The organism is Meiothermus sp. (assembly GCF_025060375.1).
GTDB lineage: Bacteria > Deinococcota > Deinococci > Deinococcales > Thermaceae > Meiothermus.
The window spans coordinates 1-12,388 of record NZ_JANXCG010000016.1 but is presented as its reverse complement, the minus strand read 5'-3'; the positions used below and the strand labels follow the sequence as shown (position 1 = coordinate 12,388).

Sequence of the window (12,388 nt, the reverse complement as noted above, 5' to 3'; positions counted from 1 at the left end):
GGATGAGGAGCGGCTCCTTGACCTGCGGAGCCGCCTGGACGAGCACGCAGGCTCCCTGCCGGTGCAGCTCAAGGTGCGGGGGCCGGGGGGGTGGGCCTTGGTGGAGGCCCGGGAGGTCCGCGCCTCTGAAGAGGCCGTCTCGGCGCTGGGGGGGCTGGACTGGCTCTCAGCGCGGCTTGTCCCCGATCGCGAGGCCCTTATGCGACTCGAGGGCAACGGCACCTCAGGGGCCGACCAGGGGCCGGTGGTGCCCTTCTAGGGAGGCGGTGCCTAAACCTGGAAGACCCCCACCCGCATCGTCTCCTGCTCAGGATTTAGGGCGCAGACCTCCAGGCTGTGGATAAGCCGCTCGCGGGTTTCGTGAGGGAAGATGACCTCGTCCACCCAGAGCCTGGCCGCCGCGTAGCGGGGGTCCAGGGTCTCCTCGTAGCGCGCCTTGATCTGCTCGTAGAGGGCCAGGAGGTCCTCCTCGGTGGGCTTTTTTCCTTCCCGCTCGAGCTTGGACAGCTCAATTTCCATGAGGGTCTTAGCCGCCGCGTTGCCACTCATCACCGCGTACTGGGCTGAGGGCCAGGCGTAGATGAAGCGCGGGGCGTAGGCCTTGCCGGCCATGGCGTAGTTGCCCGCGCCAAAGGAGCCACCCATGATGAGGGTCAGCTTGGGCACCACCGAGTTGGCCACGGCGTTCACCAGCTTGGCCCCCCGGCGGATGATGCCCTGCTCCTCCGACTCCCGCCCCACCATGAACCCGCTCACGTCCATGAGGAAGAGAAGTGGGATGAAGCGCTGGTTGACCTCGAGGATGAAGCGCGCGGCTTTATCGGCGGCCTCGGCGTAGATAACCCCGCCCACCTCAATCTTCCCGGGCTTCTTGATGACAAGGCGCTGGTTGGCCACGATGCCCACCGGGAAGCCGCCCAGCCGAGCGTAGCCGCAGACCAGGGTCTGGCCGTAGGCGGCCTTGAACTCGTGGAAGACCGAGCCGTCCACCAGCCGGGCGATCACTTCCCGCACGTCGTAGGGCTTGCTGCCGTCAGGCGAGACCAGGCCGTAGAGGTCCTCTGGGGGGTAGGCGGGCTCCTGCACCGGGGAGCGCTCCTGGGCCCAGGGGGCCAGCGCGGGCCTGGCGTAGAGGGCGGCCAAGTTGCGGACGCGCTCTAAAGCGGCCTCGTCGTTCGGCTCGTAGAAGTCCACGCTGCCGGAGACCTCGGCGTGCATGCGGGCTCCCCCCAGGGCCTCTGAGCTCACCTCCTGTCCGATGGCCGCCTTAACCAGGGCCGGGCCCGCCAGGTAGAGCCCGGAGCCTTCGGTCATGATGAGCACATCTGTCATGAGGGGCAGGTAGGCTCCCCCGGCCACGCAGTTGCCCATGATGGCGGAGATTTGCGGGATGCCCAGGGCCGACATGCGCGCGTTTAGGTAGAAGATGCGGCCGAAGTCGTCCTGGTCGGGGAAGACCTCGTCCTGCAGGGGCAGGAAAACCCCCGCTGAGTCCACCAGGTAGACCGTGGGCAGGCGGTTTTCCAGGGCGATGGTCTGGGCCCGGATGACCTTTTTGGCGGTGATGGGGAAGAAGGCCCCAGCCTTAACCGTGGCGTCGTTGGCGATGATCATCCAGTCGCGCCCGGCGATCCGGCCGATGGCCGTAACCACCCCACCCCCAGGGGCGCCGCCCCACTCGGGGTACATCTGCCAGCCAGCGTAGGTGAGGATCTCCCTGGCTTGGGTGCCGGGGTCCACCAGCCTGGCAAGCCGTTCTCGAGCGGTTAGCCGCCCCTTTGCGTGCTGGCGCTCAATGGCCTTGGGGCCTCCACCCTGCCGCACCTGGTGGAGCGACTCACTGAACTCGGCGATGCGCCGCACCCAGGCTTCCTTGTTCTGTTTGAAGATGGGCGATTCGCGGTCTTTGGCGCTGATTTGGCTGGGCCACATGCCTAGAGTCTACTGTTTTTTGCCAAAGTGTCTAAAAATCGTTGTATCTGAGGTTTTGCCATAACCACAGAAAAACGGCCGCCACCCCTAGGAAGAGGAGTCCTAGAATGGCCCATCCCTCGGCCTGGTTCTTTGGGGCTGGTGGGCTTTGGGGAGCAGGGGGCTTTACCGGGGCCAGGGGGGTTTTTCCTGTCTGCTCGAGCTCCCTTGCCAGCTCCTGCAGCTCTGGGTCGTGGGGGTATAGCTTTAGGGCCTGGCCCAGGGTGTCGCAGGCTCGTTCGGGTTGGCCAAGCCTCAAGACCGCCCGGATATACAGCCGGAGGAGGGGGAGGTGCTCTGGGGCATCGGTGAGCCCCTCGCGGGCGCTGCTGGCTGCGTGGCGGAACTCGCCCAGCATCAGGAACGCCTCAGCCCGCACCTGCCAGTATTCGGGCCAGTGCAGGTCGTTCCAGGAAACCTGATCTAAAACCCTCAGGGCCTGCACCGGCTCACCCCTTTCCAGGTGTCTTAGCGCCCGCTCTATGCCAGCAGCGGCATCCAGCTTAGCCATAGCCTGCCCCATCTGTAAACTTATCCTGGCGGGTTTCCGAAACGGGTGATTTTTGACCAAGATAAGTTTACAAAGTTTGTCATTTATGCTAACCTGACCCTCGTCGCCGCCTCGGGGTCGGCGGAAAAACCCCGGATGGAGAGGGCTATGTCGTTGTTGCGAAGGAGCGCGAAGGTGGTTCCCGTCCCCACACCCCAGCGGGCGGAGCCCAGGCCCCAGTATGGATGGGTGGCCCTGGGGCTGGTGGGGGTGGGGTGGCTTCTGGTTCAGCTTCCTCCGGCCCAGGGGTTGTTGCTGGGGCTGGGGGTAGGGCTGGGGTTCACCCTTTTCCATGCCCGATTTGGCTTCAGCTCAGCTTTTCGGCAGCTCCTGAGTGTGGGCCAGGGACGGGCCTTACAGGCGCACATGCTTTTGCTGGCGGTTACTGCTACGCTGTTTGCGTTTCTCTTTGCCCTGGGGAAGGGGCTGGGGGGCCAGCCGCTGGCCGGGTACCAGGCGCCGATCGGCCTCGGCTTGCTCTTGGGGGCCTTCCTGTTCGGGGTAGGCATGCAGCTCGCCGGGGGGTGCGCTTCGGGTACCCTCTACGCCACCGGCAGCGGCAGCCTGGTGGGTGCGGTGGCCTTGGCCGCTTTCATGGCCGGCTCGGTGCTGGGGGCCTGGAACCTGGAGTTTTGGACGGCGGGGCCGGGCTCTTTGGGGAGCCTTCCGCCCATCTCCTTGGCAGAGCGGCTGGGGTTATGGGGTGCGTTGGCTCTGACCCTGGTCTGGGTAGGGGCCTTAGCCCTCTTGGCTGAGTGGGTCATTCGCAAGCGGCAGCCCCCACCCCTGCGCGAACCCGAGGGGGCCCGCGGTTGGGCCCGCATTCTGCGGGGGAGCTGGCCGCTGTGGGTGGCGGCTTTGGTGCTGGCGGTCCTGAACGCGGCGGTGCTCTACGTGAGCGGGCGGCCCTGGGGGGTCACGGCCGGGCTCACCCTTTGGGGCTCTCAGGCGGTGGAGGCGTTGGGCTTGGCGGAACCGGTCTTCTGGGCCTATTGGAATGGGCGGTCGCCCCTCGAGCTGGGCTTTTTAGGCCACCCCACCAGCCTCACCAACCTGGGCATCCTGTTGGGGGCTCTGCTGAGCGCGGCCGCGGCCGGGGTTTTCGGCCGCAACCCCCGCCTAGGCTGGAAAACGCTGCTGGCGGCGGTGCTGGGGGGCCTCCTGATGGGCTATGGGGCCCGGTTGGCCTACGGCTGCAACATCGGGGCCTACATCGGCGGGGTGGCCTCCTTCAGCCTGCACGGTTGGGTCTGGTTGGGAATGGCCCTGCTGGGAACCGGGGTGGGGCTCTGGCTGCGCCCCTGGTTTGGCCTGAGCAACCCTAAGCCCACCGACTCGGTCTGCTGAGTTACAGGGGGTCATCTTGCAGGACGATGGTCTTCAGGTAGAGGGACTCCGGGACGTGCAGGCTCCAGGGGTGGTCTGGGGGGTTGTAGGTAATGGTGTGAACCCGAAGGCGGCGTCTCTCGTCGGCAGCGGCCCGGCGGGCCACCTCGAGCAGCTCCTCTACCCCCAGGTAGTAGGCGCAGCTTGAGAGCCAAAGCCAGCCCTCCTGCTCCAGGAGCCTGAGGCTCAGCCGCACCAGCTCTACCAAGTGGCGTTTGGCCCGGGGAAGCTCCTCGGGCCGCTTGACCAGGGTGGGGGGGTCCAGCAGCACGTGCCGGAAGGGTTGGGTCCCCTGCTGCAGCAGCGCCTGCAGCACCCCTAGCGCCTCCCCCTGGCGGATGTCCACCCGCAGGCCGTGGCGCCGTGCGGTGCGGTCGAGCACCCCAAGGGCCTGCAGGTCCTTGTCTACGGCCAGGGCATAGGCCCCCTTTCGCACTGCCCGCAAGGCGAAGCCCCCTACGTAGCTGTACACGTCCAGCACCCGCTCTCCCGGGCCTACCATCGCCTCGAGCCGCCGCCGGTTTTCCCGCTGGTCCAGGTAAAAGCCGGTCTTCTGCGCTAGCGCCAGCGGAATCTGGAAGTGGAGGCCGTCTTCCTCAACCAGAAGCTCCGTGGGGGCTGGCCCGTAGAGCGGGCCCACCCGCTCCTCCAGCCCCTCCAACCGGCGTTGCTCCATATCGGAGCGCTCATAGACAGCCTCGGGCCGCAGGGTTTCCACCAGTGCGGGGAGCCAGGCCTCCCTCAAGGCTTCCATAGCCCGGTTGCGCACCTGGACCACCAGCACCTCGCCAAAACGGTCCACCACCAGCCCCGGCAGCCCGTCAGCCTCGGCATGAACCAGGCGGTGGCTTGGGCCTAGACCGGCGCGCTTCTGCTGGGCCCGGCGGAAGCGCGACGCGAAAAGGGCGGTGTCCAAGGGCCCTTCCTCAAATCGGTAGACCCGCACCGCTGGACGGCTCTGCGGGTCATAGTAGCCTACCCCCAGGAACTCATCCCGGCTCGAGCACACCCGCACGACGCCGGGCTTCTCGGGGGCTTCGGCCAGCTCGTCGGCGAAGAGCCCTGGGTAGAAGTTGCGCACCTTCTTTTCCCTGCCCTCCCGGGCCACCACCTTCTGCACCCTAACAGCATAAGGCGAATTGCCTTCCTGCTGAGGGGTCCTAGCCCTGCTTGAGCCGCTGGAGCAGGGCCAAAGCCTCCCTGAGGCGCTCCTCTACTGCCTCTGAGACCTCTTCGGACTCGGTGGGCGGCTGCCGCAGGGTCTTGCGCATCTCGTCCATGCTGTTGACCACGATGCCCACCAGGAGGTTCAGGAAGATAAGGGTGCCCAGCAGCACAAACGAGAGCATATAGGCGGTGGCGACCAGCGGCTGGGCCTGCGGCGCGGTGCAGAGCTCGGGTTCTGGGAGGGCAAAGCGCCCGCAGCCGAAGTACTGGATGCGGAAGACCTCTACCCATCCCTCTAGGGTGAGGATGCTGAAGAGCGTTAGGAGTGCCTTGTGCAGGTTGCCGAAGTGAAAGGGGTCGTTTGAGCCGAAGAGGAACACCCCAGCCACCGCGTAGACATAGAGGAGAAGGAGGAGCAGGACGAGCACATACCCGATGGAGGGTATGCTGCGCAGCAGGGCCCCGAGAATAACCTGCAGATCGGGGAGGGTGCGGATGAGCCGAAGAACCCGCAAAAGCCGCAGTAGCCGGGCCGCCACTGCATACTCCCCCAGCCCTGGGAGGAGGCTCAGAACCACAATGGCCAGGTCGAAGAGGTTCCAGCCGCGGAAGAACCGCAGTGGATGGGGCCACTCGGCCCCAAACCGGAGCAGAAGCTCCAGGACAAAGAGGATCAGGACCAGCTGGTTGAGCTGTTTCAGCAGGGTCCCGTGGGCCTCGAGCAGCCCAGGATAGGTTTCTAAACCCACCAGCCCGGCAGCGAACAGGATGATTGCGGTCACACCCCGGTTGAACGGTACCGAGTCAACCAGCGACTTCAGAGGGTTGATGCTCTGCACGGGCTTAGTATAGACGCTCTGCCGGCGTGCCTCGTCTGCAGCTGCCTGGCTGCGCGCCTGCTGGCCTCGGCCTGGGTCGAGGCTATGGTAACATCAGGAACGCTGCTTTTGAGGGCAGTTGGTATGTACAAGGTGGTGATTGTGGGCCGCCCCAACGTGGGCAAATCAAGCCTCTTCAACCGGCTTTTGGGGCTTAGGCAGTCCCCCGAAAGGGCCACCTGGGCCGGGAGCCGGTTTTCCGTGGTGGCCGATGTGCCCGGGGTGACCCGCGACCTCAAGGAAGGGGTGGTGGAGAGCGAGCGGGGCCGGTTCAAGCTGGTGGATACCGGCGGCCTGTGGTCGGGGGATGTGTGGGAGGAGAAAATCCGCCAGAAGGTGGAGCGGGCCGTGGAGGAGGCCGACCTGATCCTCTTTGCGGTAGATGGTCGAAGCGACCTTGCCACGGCCGACCTCGAGGTCGCCGAATTTCTGCGCCGTAAGGGCAAGCCGGTGTTGCTGGTGGCCACCAAGGTGGATGACCCCAAGCACGAAGCCTACCTGGGGGAGCTCTACGCGCTGGGCTTCGGCGAACCCCTGCCCACCAGCGCAGCCCACGGCCGGGGCGTGGATGAGCTGGTGGAGCGCATCTGGGCCTCCCTGCCGGTGCGCCAGGGGGAAAGCGAGCCCGAAGTGGTGCCCATCCGCCTGGCCATTGTGGGCCGCCCCAACGCGGGCAAGTCAAGCCTTCTGAACGCGATTTTGGGAGAGGAGCGGGTGATTGTTTCTGAGGTCCCCGGTACCACCCGCGATTCCATAGATGTGGAGTTCGATTACGGTGGAAATCGGTTCTTGCTGGTGGACACTGCCGGTATCCGCAAGCGGCCCGAGACCGGGGTAGAGGAGCAGGCTATTTTGCGGGCCCATCAGACTATTCGCGAGGCCGACGTGGTCTTGCTGGTGGTGGACCCCAAGGAGCTAGGCGACCACGAGCTCAAGCTGGCCAACGAGGCCCTGGAGGCGGGTAAACCGGTTGTTGTGACCGTCACCAAGTGGGACCTAATTGGCAAGGAGGAGGCCAAGCGGGTGCGGGCCGACTTGGCAGTTAAGCTTGCCCACATCGCCCACCTGCCCACCGTCTACGTCTCCTCGGTTACGGGGCAAAACCTCCATAAGCTGCTCTCCGAGGCGGTTCGGCTCTACGGCCTGGCCCGGTTGCGTTTTGAGACGGCAGAGCTCAACCGCTGGCTTTCGGTATGGAGCTTGGGGACACAGATGCCCAACTTCAGGGGCAAGCCGCTCAAGCTTTTTTTTGTCACCCAGCCCGAGGTGGCGCCACCTACGTTCGTCTTCTTCTGCAACTACCCTGAGTTTGTGACCCGGGCCTTTGAGGGGTACCTCCGAAACCGGATTGGCGAGGACTTGGGGTTGCGCGAGGTCCCCTTTCGCCTGGTGTTCCGCGGCCGCAGGGAGGGGTAGGTCTACAGGCCTGTGCTGGCCAGCAGCCGCCCGCCAGTGTCCACGAATTCCACCCGGGTAAAGCGTCCGGGTACCTCGAGGACCACGAAAGGGCTGGTCAGCGCCTGGGTCAGAATAGCCCCGGGAGGCGGGCTGTTGAGGCGCAGGGTAATCCTCAGGGTGTTCCCCAAGAGCTGGCTACCCATGTACTGCAGGCTGTAGCCGCCGGTGGGCTTTTGGCCCCAGAAGAAGGCCACCGCCCGGCTTTGGGCGAAGTCTACGCTAGGGACTGGGGGCGCAGGGAGCTGGTTGCCGGTAGCCAGGCGCCAGAGGCTGAGCATTTGGCTGGGGTTTGCAGCCAGGTAGGCCATGGGGCTGGGGTCGTTGTAGGCGGCTTGTCCGCCCTGCAGGAGCACCCTAGGGGAAGGGCTGGGCGGTGCTGGAGGCATAAGGACAAGCTCGGTTTCCAGGCCGTACTGTACGGCCAGGGCGGTGGTTTGCTGGGCGCTGGGGGCAGGCCGGAAGCGCAGGGGTGGCAGCGGTGGCTCAACCTCAAAGAGCACCACTGGGCGTCCTCCCCGGCGCTCCAGCAGCTCGGCGAGCAGCGCTTCGGTTTCAGGGCGGCTTAGCCGGTCAAACCGGGGAAGGGCGGCTTGGGCCCTCACGCTTTGGGCGCTGTTTTCCGAAAACGGTCCAGCCAGCTGCGACCAGCTCCCATCAAAAAGCCAGGCGCTTTGTACCCTTTGGTGGGCCCTCAGGATGAGCTGCCCACCGGGAAAACCGCGGCTTAGCTGGGCGCTGCGGGGTAGCGGTGGGCCGATCTCGCGATAGAGGGGTTCGCCGTCTATCCGCAGGGCCTCGGGTACCCCCAGAGGGGAGCCTTGGGGGCCTTTGCTTAGGCTTAGACTGCGTTCCCCCAAGACAACTGGCTGTGCTTCGCCGTAGAAGTAGACCCAGCGCTCGGTACTCTCGGGAAAGAGGAGCTGGATCTCGCTAACCCAGTAGGCCCGCTCACCGGGTTGCGGTACGCAACCCATCAGCCCCAAGGCCAAAACCGCCCACCATCGCTTCATACCCCCATCTTAATCGGCAGCGGCCAAGGGGTGGGGGTTGGGTGAAGCTTTGCTCAAACTAGCCTCGGCGGGGGTCGAGGGCGTCCCGCAGGGCGTCGCCCAGCAAGTTGAAGCCCAGCGCCACGAACATGATGGCGAGCCCTGGGAAGGTGGCCACGTGGGGTGCAGTGGCCAGGTACTCCCGGCCGCGGGCCAGCATCAGCCCCCACTCGGGTTCAGGAGGACGGGCGCCCAGGCCCAGAAAGCCTAGCCCAGCGGCGAACAGGATAGCCACGGCCATCTGCAGACTGGACTGCACGATGATGGGGGAGAGAGCGTTGGGCAGAATATGCCGTAGGAGGATGCGGGCATCGGGGCTGCCCAGGGCCCGACCGGCCTCCACAAACTCCCGTTCACGCAGCGAGAGCACCGAGCCCCGCACCAGCCGGGCGTACACCGGGATGGCGGCAATGCCCACCGCGATCATCACGTTGGTAAGGCCGGTGCCCAGGGTGGCCACCAGCACAATGGCGAGGAGGATGCCAGGGAAGGAGAGCATGACCTCCACCACCCGCTGGGCCAGAAGGTCAAAGGTGCCCCCGTAGTAGCCCGATAGGAGCCCCACCGGCACCCCGACGGCCAGACCAATGGCAACGGCGATGAGGCCGATGGAGAGGGATATCCAAGCCCCGTAGCACAGCCGGCTCAGGATGTCCCGCCCTTGCTCATCGGCCCCCAGTAGGTAGAACTTGATGGGGCCGTCCACGCCGAAGAGGTGGAGGTCGCTTTTGAGTAGACCGCCCCACCAGCTCCAGGGCTCCCCACGAACGAAGAACCGCAGAGGGTAGAGCTCCTTGCCTACCTCGAGCTGGCCCAAGGGGGTGCGGCTTACCTCCCGTACCCAAAGGCCCAGCTGGCCCTCTGGGCCTCTGAGCTCTATCCGCATGGGTGGAACGTAGGTACCCCGCAGGTTTTGCTCTACCGGGCTGTAAGGGGCAATAAAGGGGGCAAACGCCGCGACCAGAACGAAAATACCAATGAAGGTAAACCCGGCAATGGCCAGCGGGTTCCTAAAGAGTCGTCGCCGCCAGCGAGGAGCGGTTTGCTGGGAGGAATTGGGCTCACTCATAGCGGATCCGTGGGTCTATGGCGCCGTAGAGCAGGTCAACCACCAGGTTGATGAGGATGAAGGCCACCGCAATCAGCAGCACTGCGCCCTGCACCACCGGGTAGTCGCGAGCCAGGATGGAGCCTACCAGGAGTTGCCCAATCCCGGGCCAGGCAAAGACCGTTTCGGTGATGACCGCACCTTCCAACAGGGTGCCAAACTGCAGGCCGGCTACCGTGACTACCGGGATCAGGGCGTTGCGCAGAGCGTGCTTGAAGACCACCACCCGGCCGGGCAGACCTTTGGCCCGGGCGGTGCGGATATAGTCCTGGGAGAGCACCTCGAGCATTGCGCTTCGGGTCATCCGGGCCAGGATGGCGGTGGTGCCGGTGCTCAGGGTAATTGCGGGGAGCACCAAATGCCAGAGGCTTCCAGTTCCTGCAACGGGGAACCAGCCCAACCCCACAGCGAAGATGAGGATGGCCATTAGCCCAAACCAGAAGACCGGCATGGAAACTCCAATCAGGGCCCCCAGCATAGCCAGGAGGTCAAAGACGGTGCCGGGGCGAAGGGCTGCAACGATGCCGGCTGGGATGCCCACCAGCAGGGCTACCAGCATAGCCCCCAGGGTGAGCCTCAGGGTGTTGGGAAAGTAGGTGGCTAACTCGTAGCTTACCGGCTTGCGGGTGCGCACAGACTCCCCTAGGTCGCCTCGAGCAACGTTGACCAGGTAAAGCCCGAGCTGCACGTGCCAGGGCTGGTCTAGACCAAAGCGTTTGCGTATTTCGGCCAGGGCCTCGGGGGTAGCAAACTCGCCGGCCAGAAGTTGGGCGGGGTCGCCTGGAGCCAGCCGCACCATCAGAAACACAGCGAGCAAGACCCCCAGAAGAGTGGGAATCACGGTCAGAAGACGACGGAAGATATAGGTAGTCATCTGATTCTGAGGGTCATCCTAACCTGGCTGTGGGGTGCGTGAAAACCCCGCCACGGGTGTGGCGGGGTTGGACTTTGGACCTAGCGCTCAGCTGAAGTTCGGAAGCTGGCCCCGCTGGCAATAAGGCGCTCGGTGGGGTGTACCACAAAGCCCTGGACTTCGCGGCGAATGGCTGTGACTTGTTGTTCGGAGTGCAGGAAGACCCAGGGCACGTCGTTGTAGATGATCTGCATGGCGGTGCGGTAGAGCTGTTGGCGGGCTTGAGGGTTGGTGGCCACCCGTGCTTGCTCTAGAACGCGGTCCAGACGCGGGTTGGTGTAGAAACCTCGGTTGAAGCCGTTGGGGGCATGTTGACTGCTGTGGAAAAGGCCATACAGGCCGTAGTCGGCATCGCCAGTCACGGTGCCCCAACCCAGCATGGCCATCTGAATTTCGTTGCGGTCACGGGGTTGGTTGGTGGCGGCTAGGTAAGCGCCCCATTCCAGGGTTTGAATCTGGGCTTGTACCCCTACCGCCCTGAGCTGGCTTTGAACCGCTTCGGTCACCCGGATGTCTTGCAGGTAGCGACCGTTGGGACTATGAATGGTGATTCGCAGGGGGTTTTGGGCGTTGTAGCCTGCTTGGGCCAGGAGCTGACGGGCTAGGTCGGGGTTGTACTCGTAGGAGCCAACCTTGGTGTACCCAAAGATGCCCGGGCTGATGGGGGCATCAGAGACCCGGCCAAAGCCTCCCAGCACGAATTTAACGATTTCCTCTTTGTTGATGGCGTGGTTGATGGCCTTGCGCACCCGGATGTCGTCAAAGGGCTTCTTGCTTTGGTTGAAGTAGAAAAAGATGGTGCGCACACTGGGGGTGGTCACCACCTCAATCTCGGGACGGGCGTTTAGGCGTTGTACATCTTGGGGAGGTACCCGGACAGCTACGTGGGCTTGGCCCGTTTCCACAAGGGCCATTCGGGTGGCGGCTTCAGGCACCGCGAGGAAACGCAGGCGCTCTATGGCCGGTTTTCTTCCCCAGTAATCGTCGTTTCGAACTAACTCCACAAACTGCCCTTTCTGCCAGCGGTCAAACTTGTAAGGGCCGGTGCCCACAGGGTTGTCCCGGTAGCCTGCGCCCAGCCGCCGGATGGCGGTAGGGCTTTGGATGCCGGTGGAGCTGTGCGTTAGGTGGGCTAATACCGGCGCGAAAGGTTCGGGCATGCGCAGCCGCAGGGTGTGGCTGTCCACCACTTCGAAGGCCGTAACCCGCCCCCGCAGCAGGAAAGCAAAGGCTGAGGCCAGCTCCTGGGAGACCAGGCGCTCCAGGTTAAACTTCACTGCTTCGGCGTTGAGGTCGGTGCCATCGTGGAATTTTATTCCTTTGCGCAGGTAGAGGGTAAGGGTTTTGCGGTCGGCGCTAAAGGTGTAGCGCTCAACCAGGAGCGGTTGAATTTTGCCCTCGGGGGTGTATTCAAAGAGGGTCTCGACCACGTGATTAACGACGGTGGCCGAGGGAGAGTCGGTGGCCAGTGGTGCGTCTAGCGTGGTAGGGTCGGTACCCTGGGCGATAACCAGGGTGCGCCCCTGCCCGAAGGCCAGGGGAAAGGCTAGAACGAACGCCAGCAAGGCGAGAAACTTGGTTCGCATAAACCTCCTCTTCTCGCAGCGTTGGCCCGCAGCCGAGCCCGCCCGCGTCATCGGTTAGCAACCTAGGGCTTGGGGCTCGAGCCGAGAAGCCACAATCACGAAGGCTCTGCATGAGCTATGCCGAGCACTTCCTGCTACGTGCCGTTAGAATACGGAAATTGGGCCGGGGCTCCTTGCAACCTAGCTCACATTTTGTGCGATTTATTTGTTGGAGAGCAAGCAAGCGAACTGTCGGTTCATCCCCGCGTGTGCGGGGAATACGCAACCTTCTATCTCCGTGGTGGCCGCGCCCCGCGGTTCATCCCCGCGTGTGCGGGGAATA

At 64.4% G+C, this 12,388-nt stretch carries 11 protein-coding genes; 3 read left to right on the top strand and 8 right to left on the bottom strand.

Annotation, left to right across the window (positions count from 1 at the left end):
* On the top strand, positions 1 to 259 hold a 259-nt coding region (locus tag NZ849_RS02345; RefSeq protein WP_295403592.1), incomplete at its 5' end, for a hypothetical protein.
* A gap of 11 nt (positions 260 to 270) precedes the next feature.
* Here NZ849_RS02345 and NZ849_RS02340 read toward each other — a convergent pair.
* Together NZ849_RS02340 and NZ849_RS02335 are read right to left on the bottom strand one after the other, a co-directional pair.
* Positions 271 to 1,932, bottom strand: a complete 1,662-nt coding sequence (locus NZ849_RS02340) for an acyl-CoA carboxylase subunit beta (RefSeq protein ID WP_295403588.1) — start codon at positions 1,930 to 1,932, stop codon at positions 271 to 273.
* 31 nt (positions 1,933 to 1,963) lie between these two features.
* The gene (locus NZ849_RS02335) at positions 1,964 to 2,482 is read right to left on the bottom strand and encodes a tetratricopeptide repeat protein (protein WP_295403585.1); all 519 of its coding nucleotides are present in this window, start codon (positions 2,480 to 2,482) and stop codon (positions 1,964 to 1,966) included.
* Between the two features lie 174 nt (positions 2,483 to 2,656).
* On the opposite strand from NZ849_RS02335, the gene NZ849_RS02330 reads away from it, so the two are divergent.
* Positions 2,657 to 3,868: a YeeE/YedE family protein gene (locus tag NZ849_RS02330; RefSeq protein WP_295403582.1), complete on the top strand. Its 1,212-nt coding sequence runs from the start codon at positions 2,657 to 2,659 to the stop codon at positions 3,866 to 3,868.
* A 1-nt stretch (position 3,869) separates the two neighbouring features.
* Here NZ849_RS02330 and NZ849_RS02325 read toward each other — a convergent pair whose 3' ends face one another.
* Both NZ849_RS02325 and NZ849_RS02320 read right to left on the bottom strand, forming a co-directional pair.
* Positions 3,870 to 5,027: a class I SAM-dependent rRNA methyltransferase gene (locus NZ849_RS02325; protein ID WP_295403579.1), complete on the bottom strand. Its 1,158-nt coding sequence runs from the start codon at positions 5,025 to 5,027 to the stop codon at positions 3,870 to 3,872.
* A 40-nt stretch (positions 5,028 to 5,067) separates the two neighbouring features.
* Positions 5,068 to 5,913, bottom strand: a complete 846-nt coding sequence (locus tag NZ849_RS02320; protein ID WP_295403576.1) for an ion transporter — start codon at positions 5,911 to 5,913, stop codon at positions 5,068 to 5,070.
* 123 nt (positions 5,914 to 6,036) lie between these two features.
* On the opposite strand from NZ849_RS02320, the gene der reads away from it, so the two are divergent.
* Positions 6,037 to 7,368, top strand: a complete 1,332-nt coding sequence (gene der, locus NZ849_RS02315; protein WP_295403573.1) for a ribosome biogenesis GTPase Der — start codon at positions 6,037 to 6,039, stop codon at positions 7,366 to 7,368.
* A gap of 2 nt (positions 7,369 to 7,370) precedes the next feature.
* Here der and NZ849_RS02310 read toward each other — a convergent pair whose 3' ends face one another.
* The 4 genes from NZ849_RS02310 to NZ849_RS02295 form a co-directional block, all read right to left on the bottom strand.
* Positions 7,371 to 8,420 carry a protease complex subunit PrcB family protein gene (locus NZ849_RS02310; protein WP_295403571.1) on the bottom strand — a complete coding sequence of 350 codons (1,050 nt, stop codon included), beginning with the start codon at positions 8,418 to 8,420 and terminating at the stop codon, positions 7,371 to 7,373.
* Positions 8,421 to 8,478: 58 nt separating this feature from the next.
* The gene (locus NZ849_RS02305) at positions 8,479 to 9,528 is read right to left on the bottom strand and encodes an ABC transporter permease (protein WP_295403569.1); all 1,050 of its coding nucleotides are present in this window, start codon (positions 9,526 to 9,528) and stop codon (positions 8,479 to 8,481) included.
* The gene (locus NZ849_RS02300; protein ID WP_295403566.1) at positions 9,521 to 10,441 is read right to left on the bottom strand and encodes an ABC transporter permease; all 921 of its coding nucleotides are present in this window, start codon (positions 10,439 to 10,441) and stop codon (positions 9,521 to 9,523) included. The genes NZ849_RS02305 and NZ849_RS02300 overlap by 8 nt, the downstream gene beginning before the upstream one ends.
* Positions 10,442 to 10,521: 80 nt before the next feature.
* Entirely contained in the window at positions 10,522 to 12,066 is a 1,545-nt protein-coding gene (locus tag NZ849_RS02295; RefSeq protein WP_295403562.1) for a glutathione ABC transporter substrate-binding protein, read from the bottom strand.
* Between the last annotated feature and the right edge of the window lie 322 nt (positions 12,067 to 12,388).